This is a genomic window from Cupriavidus sp. SK-4 (assembly GCF_000611125.1).
Lineage (GTDB): Bacteria > Pseudomonadota > Gammaproteobacteria > Burkholderiales > Burkholderiaceae > Cupriavidus > Cupriavidus necator.
In genome coordinates this window covers 168,078-183,392 of sequence record NZ_JFJW01000036.1, presented here as the reverse complement: position 1 = coordinate 183,392, position 15,315 = coordinate 168,078, and the positions used below count along the sequence as shown (strand labels likewise).

The window sequence follows — 15,315 nt, the reverse complement described above, 5'->3', positions numbered from 1 at the left end:
GGACGCCTACGGCTGCTGCGCAGGCTCAAATTGCGCTGACGGTCATTGGGCGCTTGCGCGAAGCGCAGCCGAAGGTGGCGCCAGGCCATAAACAAAAACGGCACACACCCAAAGGCATGCGCCGTTCTCACAGCTAAACCACAGAAACAGATCAGACCACGATCGTCTGCGCCTCGCCTTCCGCACGTGCGCGGATCTCACCAATCTGCCACACCGCCTCACCAGCCGCCTGCAGGTAACGAATAGCCCGCTCAGCATCTTCCTTGGCTACGATCACGACCATGCCGATGCCGCAGTTGAACACGCGGTGCATTTCGTCGTCGGCCACGCGGCCCTGCGCCTGCAGCCACTGGAACAGCGGCGGCAGCGTCCAGGCATCGCGCTTGAGCACGGCGGTGACGTCCTGCGCCAGCACGCGCGGCACATTCTCGGTCAGGCCGCCGCCGGTGATATGGGCCATGCCCTTGACCGGCAGGGTTTCAATCAGCGACAGCAGCGGCTTCACGTAGATGCGCGTCGGCGCCATGATCGCGTCCTGCAGGCGCTGGCCGTGGAAGTCGGCATTCAGGTCCGGCTTGGCAACTTCGATGATCTTGCGCACCAGCGAGTAACCGTTGGAGTGCGCGCCCGACGAAGCCAGGCCCAGCACCACGTCGCCCGGGGTGATGGTGCTGCCGTCGATGATCTTCTTCTTTTCGACCGCGCCGACGGCAAAGCCGGCCAGGTCGTATTCGCCGTCCGGGTACATGCTCGGCATTTCGGCGGTTTCGCCGCCGATCAGGGCGCAGCCGGCCAGTTCGCAACCGCGGGCGATGCCCTGGATCACGGTGGCGGCGGTGTCCACGTCCAGCTTGCCGCAGGCGAAGTAGTCGAGGAAGAACAGCGGCTCGGCACCCTGCACCAGGATGTCGTTGACGCTCATGGCGACCAGGTCCTGGCCGACGGTGTCATGGCGGTTGAGCTGGAAGGCAAGCTTGAGCTTGGTGCCCACGCCGTCGGTGCCCGACACCAGCACCGGCTCCTGGAACTTCTTCGACAGTTCGAACAGCGCACCGAACCCGCCGATGCCCGCCATCACGCCCTCGCGCATGGTGCGCTTGGCAAACGGCTTGATGCGGTCGACCAGTGCGTCGCCGGCATCGATATCAACACCGGCGTCGCGGTAGGAAAGGCCTGCCTGGCCGGCGGTCGGGGATGCGCTCATGGGAACCTGCTTGTCCTGGAGGAAATAAAGTGATGAATTCGGCGCTCGGACCACCGCGGCTTCCGTTGCTTGGCATCGGAAGGCGGACGCGAGTCCAGTAGAATTGCAATTTTAACGGATAGAGGCCCCCCGCTTCCAGTTTCCGGCGAGATTCCGCCGCAAACGGCGCTGTCGCCCGTTCCCCCCAACTATTGATGAATGCCCCGTTGTTGAACCAAGAGGCCAAGCGCATCCTGCTCTGGATCGTCGTGGCCGTCGCGCTGTTCGCCGCCATCATCGCGCTGGCGCCGGTGCTGACGCCGTTCCTGTTCGCGTTCATCTTCGCCTATATCCTGAACCCGGGCGTTGACTGGCTGCAGCGCCGCCGGGTGCCGCGCGCGGTGGGCGTGACGCTGATGATCCTGCTGCTGACGGTGATCTGCGTGATGCTGGTACTGCTGGCGATCGCGGTGCTGCAACGCGAGATCCCGCAGATCCGCGAACAGTTGCCGATCCTGCTGAAGAAGCTCAACTCGGTGGTCTCGCCCCGGCTGGCGGAGTTCGGCGTGCGCATCCGCTTTGACTTCCCGGGCCTGCGCAACATGCTGTCGGACCGCTTCTCGGCCAGCCCGGAAGACCTGCTGGTGGTGTTGCTGAACTACGTCAAGATGTCGGGCTCGGCGCTGATCACGGTGGCCGGCATCGTCTTTATCGTGCCCATCGTCATGTTCTACCTGATGATGGACTGGCACATGGTGATGCGCCGCATCGAGGGCGTGGTGCCGCGCCGCTGGGTGCCCAAGGTGCGCGAACTGACCAACGAGACCGACGCGCTGCTGTCGCAATACCTGCGCGGCCAGATCCTGGTGATGGTGATCCTGGCGGCGATCTACTCGATCGGCCTGACCATCGCCGGCTTCGATATCGGCGTGCCGGTCGGGGTCTTCACGGGGCTGGCGGTGTTTATCCCGTATATTGGCTTTGGTGTCGGGCTGGTCATGGCGGTCCTGGCCGCGCTGCTGCAGTTCGGCAACTGGTATGGGCTGGCCGCGGTGGCGGTGGTCTACGGCTTCGGCCAGTTTATCGAGAGCTTCTACCTGACCCCGCGTCTGGTGGGCGAACGCATCGGCCTGCACCCGCTGGTGGTGATCTTCGCGCTGCTCGCCTTCGGCCAGCTGTTCGGCTTCTTCGGCGTGCTGCTGGCGCTGCCGACCTGTGCCGTGCTGCTGGTCGGCGCGCGGCAGCTGCGGCGGGTTTACCTGGCCAGCGACCTGTACCGAAAATAACGGCTGCCCCACTGCTGCCCACACCTGCAAGTTAGCCATACGTCATGTCCCCGCGTCCCAAGCAACTGTCGCTCGAGCTGGGCAGCCCGCCGCCTTCGACCTTCGAGAATTTCGTGGTGGCATCCAACCGCGAGGCGGTGCAGCGCCTGCGCGAGCTGCCCGCCGCGCTCGCCCAGGAGCACGCCAGCGACCGGCTGGTCTACCTGTGGGGCGAGGTCGGCTGCGGCCGTACCCACCTGCTGCACGCGGTATGCGAGGCCGGGCCGCAGCACGGCATCCGCAGCCGCTACCTGAGCCCGCACCACCCGCTGTCGGACTTCCTGTTCGATCCCTGGTGCCAGCTCTACACCGTCGATGACGTCGAGCTGCTGGATGAAGCGCGCCAGATCGCGGTGTTTTCGCTCTACAACGAGGTGCGCGCCCACGTGCGCACCGCGCTGGTGGTGGCCGGCGGCCTGGCTCCGCGCGCAATGCCGGTGCGCGAAGACCTGCGCACGCGCCTGGGCTGGGGCCTGGTGTACCAGGTCGCGCCGTTGTCGGACGACGACAAGAAGGCCGCTGTGCTGCATGCAGCACGCGAGCGCGGCCTGCAGCTGTCGCCGGAGATCACGCACTGGCTGGTGACGCGGCATTACCGCGACATGCCAAGCCTGATGGCGCTGCTGGACGCGCTCGACACCTACTCGCTGGAACGCAAGCGGCCGGTGACGCTGCCGCTGCTGCGTGAAATGTTTGCTGAATTCCGGGATTAGCGCCGGCATCGGCGCCCAAACCGCACCCAACGCGGCCACGGCGCCTGCCTGTCTGCCCGCCCGACCTCTCGCCTTAAGGTAAAATCGCCGCCCATGAATCTGGCACTCTTTGATCTCGACCACACCCTGATCCCGACCGACAGCGACCATGAATGGGGCCGCTTCCTGGTCCGCCTGGGCGTCGTCGACGAGGAAACCTACCGGCAGAAGAACGACGAGTTCTACGGCCACTACAAGGCCGGCACCCTCGATATCCAGGCCTTCCTGCGCTTTGCGCTGGCGCCGCTGGCGGCCAACCCGCGCGACCGGCTCGATGCCATGCGGGTGCGCTTCATGCACGAGGTGATCGACCCCGTGATCACGCCGCAGGCGCGCGCGCTGGTCTACAAGCACCTGGAAGCCGGCGACCTGTGCGCCGTGGTGACCGCCACCAACAGCTTCGTCACCGCGCCGATCGCCACCGCCTTCGGCATCAAGCACCTGATCGCGACCGAGCCGGCCACCGTCGACGGCAAGCCCGAGAGCCAATACACCGGCGAAGTCGAGGGCGTGCCCAGCTTCCGCGAAGGCAAGATCACCCGCGTCGAGGCCTGGCTCAAGAGCCAGGGCGCGCAGTGGGACCATTTCGAGAAAACCACCTTCTACAGCGACTCGGCCAACGACCTGCCCTTGCTGGAAAAAGTCTCCGAGCCGATCGCCACCAACCCGGACGATCGCCTGCGCCACCACGCCGCCGCGGCAGGCTGGCGCATCATGGATCTGTTCTGACGTGATCAAGAAGCTCATTACCCGGCTGCTGGGCAAACCCGGCCCCAAGCTGCGCCGCACCGGCCACGCCCATACGCCGCGCATTGTCGGCGCCGACGAACACCAGATCGACCCCGCGCTGCTGTCGCGCAATGCCGTCAAGGTCACCTCCACGCTGCAGCAGGCCGGCTACCAGGCCTACATCGTGGGCGGCGCGGTGCGCGACCTGCTGCTCGGCATCAAGCCCAAGGATTTCGACGTCGCGACCAACGCCACGCCGGACCAGGTGCAGGCGCTGTTCCGGCGCTCGCGCATCATCGGCCGGCGCTTCCAGATCGTGCACGTGACCTTCTACGGCGGGCGCGAGCAGGAAATCATCGAAGTCTCGACCTTCCGCGCGCTGGTCGACGCCATCGCCAGCGAGACCCTGCCCGAAGGCCGCCGCCTGAAGCGCGCCGAGCTCGACAGCAAGACCCATGCGATCGATGCCTCGGGCCGGGTGCTGCGCGACAACGTGTGGGGCTCGCAGGCCGAAGACGCGGAACGCCGCGACTTCACCATCAACGCGATGTACTACGACCCGGCCGCGCAGACCGTGCATGACTACCATCACGGCATGGAAGACATCCGCGCGCGCACGCTGCGCATGATCGGCGACCCGGTCACGCGCTACCGCGAAGACCCGATCCGGATGCTGCGCGTGGTGCGCTTCGCCGCCAAGACCGGCTTCGACATCGACGAGGCCACGCGCCACCCGATCGCCGGCCTGGCGTCGCTGATCCACAACGTGCCCAGCGCGCGCCTGTTCGACGAGATGCTCAAGCTGCTGATGTCCGGCCACGCCTGGGCCTCGCTGCAGGAGCTGCGCAAGGCGGGCCTGCACCAGGGCCTGCTGCCGCTGCTGGACGTGGCGCTGGAGCAGCCCATGGGCCAGCGCTTCGTGCAGCTGGCGCTGGACAACACCGACCGCCGCGTGCAGGCCGGCAAGCCGGTCTCGCCGGGCTTCCTGTTTGCCGCGCTGCTGTGGCACCACGTGCTGCAGCGCTGGACCAGGCTGCGCGAGGAAGGCGAGCACGCCATCGCCGCGCTGAACACCGCCATGGACATGGTGCTGGAAAAGCAGACCGGCCAGCTGGCGATCCAGCGCCGCTTTGTCACCGACATGCGCGATATCTGGGGCATGCAGCCGCGCTTTGAAAAGCGCGTGGGCCGCATGCCGTTCCGGCTGCTGGAGTCGCCGCGCTTCCGTGCCGGCTTCGACTTCCTGCACCTGCGCTGCCAGTCGGGTGAGCTGCCCGAGGAACTGGCCACCTGGTGGCAGGACTTCCAGGACGCCGACCCGGGCGAGCGCGAGGACCTGATCGACGCGGTGCGCGGCGCGCGCGGCCCGGGTAGTCAAGGTGGTCATGGCAGTCAAGGTGGCCAGGGCGCCGAGGGCGAAGGCCCGGCACGCAAGAAGCGCCGCCGGCGCGGTCCGCGGAAATCGGATAAAGTGTCTTCCCGGAGCGACACGGACGCGGGCGAGGCAGCACATGCCGGCCCCGGCCAGCCGGAGGAAACCTAAATGACGCTTGCCTTCATCGGCATCGGGGCCAATCTTGGCGATGCCCGCCAGGCCATCAAGGACGCCATCGTGTGTCTGGCCCAGCAGGTCGGCATCACGGTGCTGGCGCGCTCATCGCTCTACCGCACCGCCCCGGTCGATGCCGGCGGCGACGACTACTACAACGCGGTGGTCAAGGTGCAGACCTCGTTCACCGCGGCGCAGCTCCTGCGCATCTGCCACCACATCGAAGACCAGTTCGGCCGTGAGCGGCCGTTCCGCAACGCGCCGCGCACGCTGGACCTGGACCTGCTGCTGTTCGGCGACGAGCAGCACGACCACGAGCACCTGACGGTGCCGCACCCGCGCCTGACCGAGCGCGCCTTCACGCTGGTGCCGCTGCTGGAGCTGGACGCCGCGCTGGCCATCCCGGGGCGCGGACGCGCCGCCGACTACCTGGCCGGCGTGGGCGCGCAGCGCATCGAGAAGGTGTCCACCTGCAAGTGCCTGCGCATGCAGGCCGCCGCTGGCGGGACCGGCGATGGCGGCACCCCTGGCTGACCCCGCCCGGCGGCGCCCGCCGCGCTGCCCTCCACCCCACTGAAGCCCGGAGCGCCATGCTCGATCACCTGCGCCGCATCGTCGTCGAAGGCCCCGTCGGATCCGGCAAGACCTCGCTGGCCCAGCGCCTGGCGCGCACGCTGCAGGCCCAGGAACTGCCCGACAGCGCACGCCGCAGCCCCTTCCTCGAACCCTTCTACCGCGATCCCGCGCGCCATGCGCTGGCGCTGCAGCTGTGGTGCCTGACCCAGCGCGCGGTGCAGCTGCAGCAATGGCAGGCGGGGGTGCTGGCCGGCCAGCGCATGGTCACCAATTTCCTGATGGCCAAGGACCGGCTGCACGCGGCGCTGACGCTGTCCGACGACGAACTGGCGCTCTACGACGCCATCGCCGCACGCCTTGACCTGCCGCCGCAGCGTGCCGACCTGGTGATCGTGCTGCAGGCCACCCCGTCGCTCTTGCGCGAGCGCATCGTGCGCCGCGGCGAGCCTGGCGAGGCCGGCATCGACGAACACTACCTGCAGCGCCTGGCCGGCGCCTACGGCGAATTGTTCCACCGGTACGACGACGCCCCGGTGCTGGTCGTCAACACCGCCCACTTCAATCCGGTGGACAATGATGACGATTTCCGTACACTACTGTCGCGCATCGAAAACATGCGCGGCCGCAAGGCCTTTCTCAATCTCGCTGCGCCCTGACAGGCCACGCCTGCCAGACCCAACACAATAACGACGGCTGTCGTTGCCGTGCGGGCGGCCCTCCCGGCACCGGCAAAGCCGTCCTATACGGGCACTGCCATGAGCTACCTCCTCGATCCCTCCCGCAAGACCATCACGATTCCCAAACTGCAGGCGATGCGTGACGCCGGCGAGAAAATCGCCATGCTGACCGCGTACGACTCCAGCTTCGCCGCGCTGCTCGACTACTGCGGCGTGGAAATGATCCTGGTCGGCGATTCGCTGGGCAATGTGATGCAGGGCCAGCAGACCACGCTGCCGGTCACGCTGGAACAGATGGCCTACCACACCGAATGCGCGGCGCGCGGCAACCAGACCTCGCTGCTGCTGACGGACCTGCCGTTCGGCACCTATCCCACGCCTGAGGCCGCGTTTGCCAGCGCGGTCACGCTGATGAAGGCCGGCGCGCAGATGGTCAAGCTCGAAGGCGGCGACTGGCTGGCGCCCATCGTCAAGTTCCTGGTCGAGCGCAGCATCCCGGTATGCGCGCATATCGGCCTGACGCCGCAGTCGGTGCACGCGCTGGGCGGCTTCAAGGTGCAGGGCAAGACCAACGCCGGCGCGGCCCAGCTCAAGCGCGACGCGCTGGCGCTGCAGGCCGCCGGCGCGCAGGTGGTGCTGATGGAGGCGGTGCCCGCGGCGCTGGCCGGCGAGATCACGCAATCGCTGACGGTGCCCACCATCGGCATCGGCGCGGGCGCGGACTGCACCGGCCAGGTGCTGGTGCTGCAGGACATGCTCAATATCTACCCGGGCCGCAAGGCCAAGTTCGTGCGCAACTTCATGGACGGCCAGACCTCGATCGAGGCAGCCGTGCGCGCCTACGTGGCCGCCGTCAAGGACGGCAGCTTCCCCGCCGCCGAGCACACCTTCTCCGCCTGACCCGGTGGAGATCGGCACCGCCACCGCCGACGCCTTCCGCCTGCTGGCCAGCGGCGACGCCGGCCTGTGGTTCATCGTCTGGACCTCGCTGATGGTGGCGGTGCTGGGGCTGGCGCTGGCCACCGTGCCGGCGATCGCCGCCGCCTGGCTGATCGCGACGCGGCAGTTTCCGGGCCGGCGCGCGGTGGTGGTGGTGGCGCAGGCCTTCCTGTCGTTCCCGACCGTGCTGGTCGGGCTGGTCCTCTACCTGCTGCTGACGCGCCAGGGCCCGCTGGGCAGCCTGCACCTGCTGTTCACGCCGGCGGGCATGGTGCTGGGGCAGGCGGTGATCGGCTTCCCGGTGGTGCTGGCGTTTGCGCTGTCGACCCTGCAGGGCGCCGACGTGCGCCTGCGCGAGACCGCCTGGGTGCTGGGCGCCGGGCGCTGGCGCACCTTCCTGACCGTGATCCGCGAGCTGCGCTTCGGGCTGATGGCGGCGGTGGTCGCCGGCTTCGGGCGCGTGATTGCCGAGGTCGGCTCGGCGCTGATGATCGGCGGCAATATCGAAGGCTCCACCCGCACCATCACCACGGCCATTGCGCTGGAAACCAGCAAGGGCGAGTTCGCGCAAGGCATTGCGCTGGGCATCGTGCTGGTGGCGCTGGCGCTGCTGGTCAATATCGGCATGGCCTGGCTGCAGGGTGCCGGAGGCTTCCGCCGATGACCCCCGCCGCTGCCCATGACCACAGCCCGCTGCTGACCGTGCGCGGGCTGGCGCGCACCATCGGCCTGCGCAAGCTCTTTGCCATCGACAGGCTGGTGATCCCGCGCGCCACCGCGATCGTGCTGACCGGCATGAACGGCGCCGGCAAGACCACGCTGCTGCGCATGCTGGCCGGGCTGGAGCCGGCACCCGGCGCCAGCGCGCAGTGGACCGACGCCCGGGGCCATGCCCACGACGCACCCCTCACCCCGCTGCCGCCGGCGCTGCGCCAGCGCATCGCCTACCTGCACCAGCACCCTTACCTGTTCCGCACCTCGGTGCGCGAAAACATCGCCTACGGCCTGCACGCACGCGGGATGGCGCGCGACGAAATCGCCCGCCGCGTGGGCGAAGCGCTGGGCTGGGCCGGCGTGTCGCACCTGCAGGACACCGCGCCCGAATACCTGTCCGGCGGCGAGATCCAGCGCGTGGCGCTGGCGCGCGCCAAGGTACTGGAGCCGGAGTTGCTGCTGCTGGATGAGCCCACCTCGAGCCTGGACGGCCATGCGCGCGAGCAGGTGATTGCGCTGGTCGGCGACCTGGCCGCCGAAGGCCGCACCGTGGTGATGATCTGCCACGACCGCGAGCTGATCAACCTGCCGGGCGTGGTGCGCTGGAAGCTGGGCGACGGCGTGCTGGACACGCACCACCCTTAGTCGTCGAGCCTACTGACCCAGCGTCGCCGGCATCGCGCCGCGCAAGGCGTTGACCAGGACGATGGCCTCGGCGCGCGCGAGCATCGCGCGCGTGATCACGGCTTCCGTCACCGCTTCGCCGGGGGCGCCCAGGGCCGCCCCACCCTCGTCCAGCACCACCGCGCGCATCACGCCGGGCAGGATGTCGGCCGACAGCGGCGGCGTCAGCCAGCGGCCATCGATGCGGACGAAGACCGAGCTGCGCCCGCCTTCCAGCAGTTCACCACGCGTGTTGAAGAACAGCCGGTCAAAGCCGCCGGCACGCTCGGCGGCCTGCCAGCCCGCATCGAACACTGCGCGCGCGCTGGTCTTGTGGCGGCGCAGCGGATCGGCGGCGGGTAGTGGCTCGGTGGCGATGTCGATCCTGACCGGACCTGCCGGCATCGGTGCCACCGCGCCGCTGGCAAATGCGAGCGCGCCGCGCTTGTCCACGCTCATACGCAGGCGCCATGTCCCCGCGCCCAACTGCGCTACCTGCGCGGCCACTGCGGTGCGTGCCACATCGGCATCGAAAGCGAAGCCGAACGTATGCGCCGAAGCGCCGATGCGCGCAAGGTGCCGCGCCAGGCAAAGGCACTCGCCGTCCTGCACGCGCATGGTTTCGAACAGCGTAAAGCCGGGATCGTGCCGCGTCAGGAAACGCGCCTTCCAGCCGCATTCATCGAATTCCTCCGCCGCGACGCTGTCATGGACGATGCCGCCGCCCACGCCCATTTCACCCGCGCGCAGGCCGGTGTCCGCGGCGGGTGCCAGTACCAGCGTGCGGATTGCCACCGACAGCGCGAACGGTCCCGCGGTGCTTTCGTCAGTTGGCGCATCAATCCAGCCGATCGCGCCGGTGTACAGCCCGCGCGGCGCGCCTTCCAGCTCGGCGATGATCTCCATGGTGCGCCGCTTGGGTGCGCCGGTGATTGAGCCGCAAGGGAACAGTGCTGCCATCAGCGCCGCAAAACCGGTGCCGGGCCGCGCCGTCGCGGTGACGGTAGAGGTCATCTGCAGCACCGCGCCAAACGGCTGCACCGCAAAGCGCTCCGGCACCGCCACGCTGCCCGGCTGCGCGATGCGCCCCAGGTCGTTGCGCAGCAGGTCGACGATCATCACGTTCTCGGCGCGGTTCTTGGCATCGGCGGCCAGCGCGGCGGCGGCCTGCGCATCGCGCATGGCATCGCCCGAGCGCGGCGCGGTGCCCTTCATCGGCCGGGTCAGCAGGTGGCCCTGGCCGTCGTGACGCACGAACAGCTCGGGCGACAGCGACAGCACCGTGGCGCCATCCGGCAGGCTGGCCAGCACGCCATACGGCACCGGCTGCGCGGCGCGCAGCGCGGCGTACAGCACCACCGGGTCGCCAAAGGCATCGAAGTGCAGGCGCTGGGTGTAGTTGACCTGGTAGGTGTCGCCGGCTTCGATCCACTGGTGGATGCGGGCGATGGCGTCGTCGAAGGCCTCGCGGGAGGTGTCGGAGGCCACGTCCATCAGGCCCGCTGGCTTGGGGTCGGCTTTCGACTGCAGCCACGCCGTGACCGCCGCGCCATCGAGCCGGCGCAGGTTGCGGAACCACAGCAGGCGCAGCGCGCCGTCGTGGAACGGCATCCCGTTACCGGTATGTACCGGAGCATCGACCAGTGCGCCGCCGAATTCGTATGGGGCAAACAGGGTGGCATGCCAGCCCTGGCGCCAGCCGTCGGCAAGCATGGTGTCGAGCTGCGCGATGTCGCTGCCGGCGGGCAAGACGTCTTCACGGATGAAGCCGGTGTAGAGGCGCGTTGCTGCTTCCGCCGCCGGGGCCGTGGCGTCGTCAAGAAGTACGAAGACATCTCCTCCCCCTGGCTGGGTGCTCCCCTCGCCCGCTTGCGGGAGAGGGGCCGGGGGAGAGGGCGGGGGCTGGATGCTGGCTACCACGGGGAAATCGTCAGAAAAGGAGCGGCGGGGACAACCCTGGCATTATCGCGCGCCAAAAACAAAACCGGCCACGCTCGCACGTGGCCGGTCCGATACTGCGAACCCGGTCAGCTGAAGAAACTCTTCACCTTGTCCAGCCAGGATTGCTCCTGCGGGCTGTGGCGCGAGCCACCCTCATGCACCGAGCGGTCGAACTGGCGCAGCAGTTCCTTCTGCGCCTCGGTCAGCTTGACCGGCGTCTCCACGTTCACATGCACATAGAGGTCGCCCGGATAGCCGGAGCGCACGCCCTTGATGCCCTTGCCGCGCAGGCGGAAGGTCTTGCCCGACTGAGTGGCTTCAGGCACCGGGAAGGTAGCCTTGCCGCTCAGCGTCGGCACTTCCAGGTCGCCGCCCAGCGCCGCGGTGGCGAAGGAGATCGGCATCTGGCAGTGCAGGTCGTCGCCGTCGCGCTCGAACATCGGGTGCTGCTTGATGTGGACTTCCACATACAGGTCGCCCGGGGGGCCGCCGTTGATGCCCGGCTCGCCGTTGCCGGACGAGCGGATGCGCATGCCTTCGTCGATGCCGGCCGGGATCTTCACTTCCAGCGTCTTCTGCGACTTCAGCTTGCCCTGGCCGTGGCACTTGGTGCAGGGCTTGGGGATGAACTTGCCGCTGCCGTGGCACTTCGGGCAGGTCTGCTGCATGGTGAAGAAGCCCTGCGACACGCGCACCTGGCCGGCGCCGTGGCAGGTCGGGCAGGTTTCGACGCTCGAGCCCGGCTCCGCGCCATTGCCGTGGCAGTGGTCGCAGTCGTCCCAGTGCGGCACGCGGATCTGCGCCTCGTGGCCGTGCGCGGCCTGCTCCAGCGAGATCTCCATGCTGTAGCGCAGGTCGGCGCCGCGATAGGCCTGCGGGCCGCCGCCACCGCGGCGGCCACCGGCCTGCTGGCCGAAGATATCGCCGAAGATGTCGCCGAAGGCCTCGGCGAAACCGCCATAGCCCTGCGCACCGCCGAACCCGCCCGCCATGTTGGGGTCGACGCCGGCATGGCCGTACTGATCATAGGCCGCCTTCTTCTCCGGGTCGGAAAGCATCTCGTAGGCCTCTTTGACCTCCTTGAATTTTTCCTCGGCGATCTTGCCGTCCTTGCCCTCCGGATTGCGGTCCGGGTGGTACTTCATCGCGAGCTTGCGATAAGCCTTCTTGATCTCGTCGTCGCTCGCGTTCTTGCCTACCCCGAGCACTTCGTAATAGTCACGTTTTGCCATGGTGGCTCAAACCCTTTTGGCCGGCACGCGCATGCGGCGCGATACCGGCGAATAGCAAAAAAGCCGAGCGAGGCATCCGACGGCGGTTTCCCGCTAGGTCCGATGGCCGCGCCCGGCGTCGGGGCGGGAGCGGTGCCGGCCAGTGCCTGCACCGCCGCCCGCGTGTCCCGATTACTTCTTGTCGTTGACTTCCTTGAATTCGGCGTCCACAACGTTGTCGTCCTGCGGCTGCGCCTGCTGGCCACCGGCCGCGCCGGCACCGGCAGCAGCACCGGCCGTGGCACCTTCGCCAGCCTTGGCCTGCATGTCGGCGTAGACCTTCTCGCCCAGTTTCTGGCTGACTTCGGACAGCGCGTTGACCTTGGCATCGATCTCGGCCTTGTCGCCGCCGCGAGCGGCGTCTTCCAGTTCCTTGATCGCGGCTTCGATCTTTTCCTTCTCGCCGGCGTCCAGCTTGTCACCGTATTCGGTGAGCGCCTTCTTGGTCGAGTGGATCAGCGCGTCGGCCTGGTTGCGGGCATCAGCCAGCTCGCGGGCCTTCTTGTCTTCCTCGGCGTTGGCCTCGGCGTCCTTGACCATGCGCTGGATCTCGTCTTCCGACAGGCCCGAGTTCGCCTTGATGGTGATCCGGTTTTCCTTGCCGGTCGCCTTGTCCTTGGCACCCACGTGCAGGATGCCGTTGGCGTCGATGTCGAACGACACTTCGATCTGCGGCGTGCCGCGCGCTGCGGGCGGAATGCCTTCCAGGTTGAACTCGCCCAGCAGCTTGTTGCCGGAGGCCATTTCACGCTCGCCCTGGAACACCTTGATGGTCACGGCCGGCTGGTTGTCGTCGGCGGTCGAGAACACCTGCGCATGCTTGGTCGGGATGGTGGTGTTCTTGGTGATCATCTTGGTCATCACGCCGCCCAGGGTCTCGATCCCCAGCGACAGCGGCGTCACGTCCAGCAGCAGCACATCGGTACGGTCGCCCGACAGCACCGAGCCCTGGATCGCGGCACCGACGGCCACGGCTTCATCCGGGTTCACGTCCTTGCGCGCTTCCTTGCCAAAGAACTCCTTGACCTGTTCCTGCACCTTGGGCATGCGGGTCATGCCGCCGACCAGGATCACGTCGTCGATGTCGCTGACCTTGACGCCCGCGTCCTTGATGGCGATGCGGCACGGCTCGATGGTGCGCGTGATCAGCTCTTCCACCAGGGATTCGAGCTTGGCGCGGGTCATCTTCAAATTCAGGTGCTTCGGACCCGAGGCATCGGCCGTGATGTACGGCAGGTTGATCTCGGTCTGCTGCGAGCTGGACAGTTCGATCTTGGCCTTTTCAGCGGCTTCCTTCAGGCGCTGCAGCGCGAGCACGTCCTTGGACAGGTCCACGCCCTGGTCCTTCTTGAACTCGCTGATGATGTAGTCGATGATGCGCTGGTCGAAGTCTTCGCCGCCCAGGAAGGTGTCGCCGTTGGTCGACAGCACTTCGAACTGCTTCTCGCCGTCCACGTCCGCGATCTCGATGATCGAGATGTCGAAGGTGCCGCCACCGAGGTCATACACGGCGATCTTGCGGTCGCCCTTCTCGTTCTTATCCATGCCGAACGCCAGCGCAGCCGCGGTCGGCTCGTTGATGATGCGCTTGACGTCCAGGCCGGCGATGCGGCCGGCATCCTTGGTGGCCTGGCGCTGCGAGTCGTTGAAGTAGGCCGGCACGGTGATCACGGCTTCGGTCACCGGCTCGCCGAGGTAGTCCTCGGCCGTCTTCTTCATCTTGCGCAGCACTTCGGCGGAAACCTGCGGCGGCGCCAGCTTCTGGTCGCGCACCGACACCCATGCGTCGCCGTTGTCGGCCTTGACGATGGCGTATGGCATCAGGCCGATGTCCTTCTGGACTTCCTTCTCTTCGAACTTGCGGCCGATCAGGCGCTTGACCGCGTACAGCGTGTTACGCGGGTTGGTGACCGCCTGGCGCTTGGCCGGCGCGCCGACCAGGATCTCGCCGTCTTCCATGTAGGCGATGATCGACGGGGTGGTGCGGGCACCCTCCGAGTTTTCGATGACCTTGGGGGTGTTGCCTTCCAGGATCGCGACGCAGCTATTGGTGGTACCGAGGTCGATACCGATGATCTTACCCATTTATTCTCTCCTCTTGAGCCGGCGCTATCCGCGCGGCTGCAATTCAACCTGAGGCCGAAATGTGGCCGTCCGGGGGCTTTTCAAGGGCAGAACCAGCAAATCCGAGTAATTTTCTCGGTTTCTGCACGCATACAACGGCATCCGCCGCCGCAGGTTAAGCCGGCGGCGCGGCGCGGCCGTCGCAAGTGGCTTACTCCATACCTCCTGGCGCGTCGCGATCGCGCTGCCACAACACGTCCGAACCGCCCCCGGCCCGGTTCAGCACCCGCGCCAGCACGAACATCAGGTCCGACAGCCGATTCAGGTACTGGCGCGGGGCCTCGTTCAGCGGCTCTGCCGCGCCCAGCGCCACCAGCGCGCGTTCGGCACGGCGGCACACGGTGCGGCAGACATGGGCCTGCGCCGCGGCGCGGCTGCCGCCCGGCAGGATGAATTCGGCGAGCCGCGGCAGGTTGGCGTTGTAGTCGGCCAGCCAGGTGTCGAGCTGCGCCACCTGCTCAGGCTTGAGCAGGGTGTAGCCCGGGATGGACAGCTCGCCACCTAGGTCGAACAGGTCGTGCTGGATATGCAGCAGCGCGGCGCGCACGTCGTCCGGCAGGGCCTCGGTCAGCAGCACGCCGACGTGGCAGTTGAGCTCGTCGACGTCGCCGATGGCGGCGATGCGCAGGCTGTGCTTGCCGGTACGGCTGCCGTCGCCCAGGCCGGTGGTGCCGGCGTCGCCGGTGCGGGTGGCAATCTTGGACAGGCGGTGGCCCATGCCGGTCTCCTCGTAAGCGTGTGGTAGTCGTGGTCCGCCCTGCAACGCGAGGCGCCAGGGGAAAGATGCATTATCGCGCCGGACCGCCTCGGCGGGCCAAGCGCTTGTGTCCCGGCGCTTGCTGTGCGGCTATCGGCCAGTACCTGCCGGCCGC

General features: G+C 67.7%; 14 protein-coding genes. 9 read left to right on the top strand and 5 right to left on the bottom strand.

All coding sequences use genetic code 11. The annotated features are described in order from the left end of the window. Positions 1–151: 151 nt before the first annotated feature. The gene (gene purM / locus CF68_RS08170; RefSeq protein ID WP_035817278.1) at positions 152–1,204 is read right to left on the bottom strand and encodes a phosphoribosylformylglycinamidine cyclo-ligase; all 1,053 of its coding nucleotides are present in this window, start codon (positions 1,202–1,204) and stop codon (positions 152–154) included. 194 nt (positions 1,205–1,398) lie between these two features. Between purM and CF68_RS08165 the strand changes: the two genes are divergently transcribed. From CF68_RS08165 to CF68_RS08125, 9 genes are all read left to right on the top strand, one after another. After that, a complete protein-coding gene (locus CF68_RS08165; RefSeq protein ID WP_035817276.1) occupies positions 1,399–2,469 on the top strand; it encodes an AI-2E family transporter in 1,071 nt (356 codons plus the stop codon). 44 nt (positions 2,470–2,513) lie between these two features. Beyond that, the gene (hda, locus tag CF68_RS08160; protein WP_013957908.1) at positions 2,514–3,221 is read left to right on the top strand and encodes a DnaA regulatory inactivator Hda; all 708 of its coding nucleotides are present in this window, start codon (positions 2,514–2,516) and stop codon (positions 3,219–3,221) included. 93 nt (positions 3,222–3,314) lie between these two features. Continuing rightward, positions 3,315–3,989: an HAD family phosphatase gene (locus CF68_RS08155; RefSeq protein WP_035817273.1), complete on the top strand. Its 675-nt coding sequence runs from the start codon at positions 3,315–3,317 to the stop codon at positions 3,987–3,989. Between the two features lies 1 nt (position 3,990). Next, the gene (gene pcnB / locus CF68_RS08150; RefSeq protein ID WP_035817272.1) at positions 3,991–5,532 is read left to right on the top strand and encodes a polynucleotide adenylyltransferase PcnB; all 1,542 of its coding nucleotides are present in this window, start codon (positions 3,991–3,993) and stop codon (positions 5,530–5,532) included. Further along, positions 5,533–6,072 carry a 2-amino-4-hydroxy-6-hydroxymethyldihydropteridine diphosphokinase gene (folK, locus tag CF68_RS08145; protein WP_013957911.1) on the top strand — a complete coding sequence of 180 codons (540 nt, stop codon included), beginning with the start codon at positions 5,533–5,535 and terminating at the stop codon, positions 6,070–6,072. A 56-nt stretch (positions 6,073–6,128) separates the two neighbouring features. Beyond that, on the top strand, positions 6,129–6,770 hold the full coding sequence (locus tag CF68_RS08140; RefSeq protein WP_035817270.1) for a deoxynucleoside kinase: 642 nt from the start codon (positions 6,129–6,131) through the stop codon (positions 6,768–6,770). A 99-nt stretch (positions 6,771–6,869) separates the two neighbouring features. Then, positions 6,870–7,691, top strand: coding sequence for a 3-methyl-2-oxobutanoate hydroxymethyltransferase (panB, locus tag CF68_RS08135; protein WP_035817266.1), 822 nt, complete (start codon positions 6,870–6,872; stop codon positions 7,689–7,691). Between the two features lie 4 nt (positions 7,692–7,695). Further along, positions 7,696–8,394, top strand: a complete 699-nt coding sequence (locus CF68_RS08130) for an ABC transporter permease (protein ID WP_010815030.1) — start codon at positions 7,696–7,698, stop codon at positions 8,392–8,394. Continuing rightward, the gene (locus CF68_RS08125; protein ID WP_035817263.1) at positions 8,391–9,089 is read left to right on the top strand and encodes an energy-coupling factor ABC transporter ATP-binding protein; all 699 of its coding nucleotides are present in this window, start codon (positions 8,391–8,393) and stop codon (positions 9,087–9,089) included. The genes CF68_RS08130 and CF68_RS08125 overlap by 4 nt, the downstream gene beginning before the upstream one ends. Before the next feature lie 9 nt (positions 9,090–9,098). On the opposite strand, the gene CF68_RS08120 is transcribed toward CF68_RS08125, so the two are convergent. From CF68_RS08120 to CF68_RS08105, 4 genes are all read right to left on the bottom strand, one after another. Further along, entirely contained in the window at positions 9,099–11,027 is a 1,929-nt protein-coding gene (locus CF68_RS08120) for a chorismate-binding protein (protein WP_035817261.1), read from the bottom strand. Positions 11,028–11,134: 107 nt separating this feature from the next. Next, entirely contained in the window at positions 11,135–12,280 is a 1,146-nt protein-coding gene (gene dnaJ / locus CF68_RS08115; RefSeq protein ID WP_035817260.1) for a molecular chaperone DnaJ, read from the bottom strand. Positions 12,281–12,451: 171 nt separating this feature from the next. Further along, positions 12,452–14,404, bottom strand: a complete 1,953-nt coding sequence (gene dnaK / locus CF68_RS08110) for a molecular chaperone DnaK (RefSeq protein WP_035817259.1) — start codon at positions 14,402–14,404, stop codon at positions 12,452–12,454. 190 nt (positions 14,405–14,594) lie between these two features. Continuing rightward, positions 14,595–15,161 (bottom strand): cob(I)yrinic acid a,c-diamide adenosyltransferase, encoded by a 567-nt coding sequence (locus tag CF68_RS08105; protein ID WP_035817258.1) that lies wholly within the window; start codon positions 15,159–15,161, stop codon positions 14,595–14,597. Between the last annotated feature and the right edge of the window lie 154 nt (positions 15,162–15,315).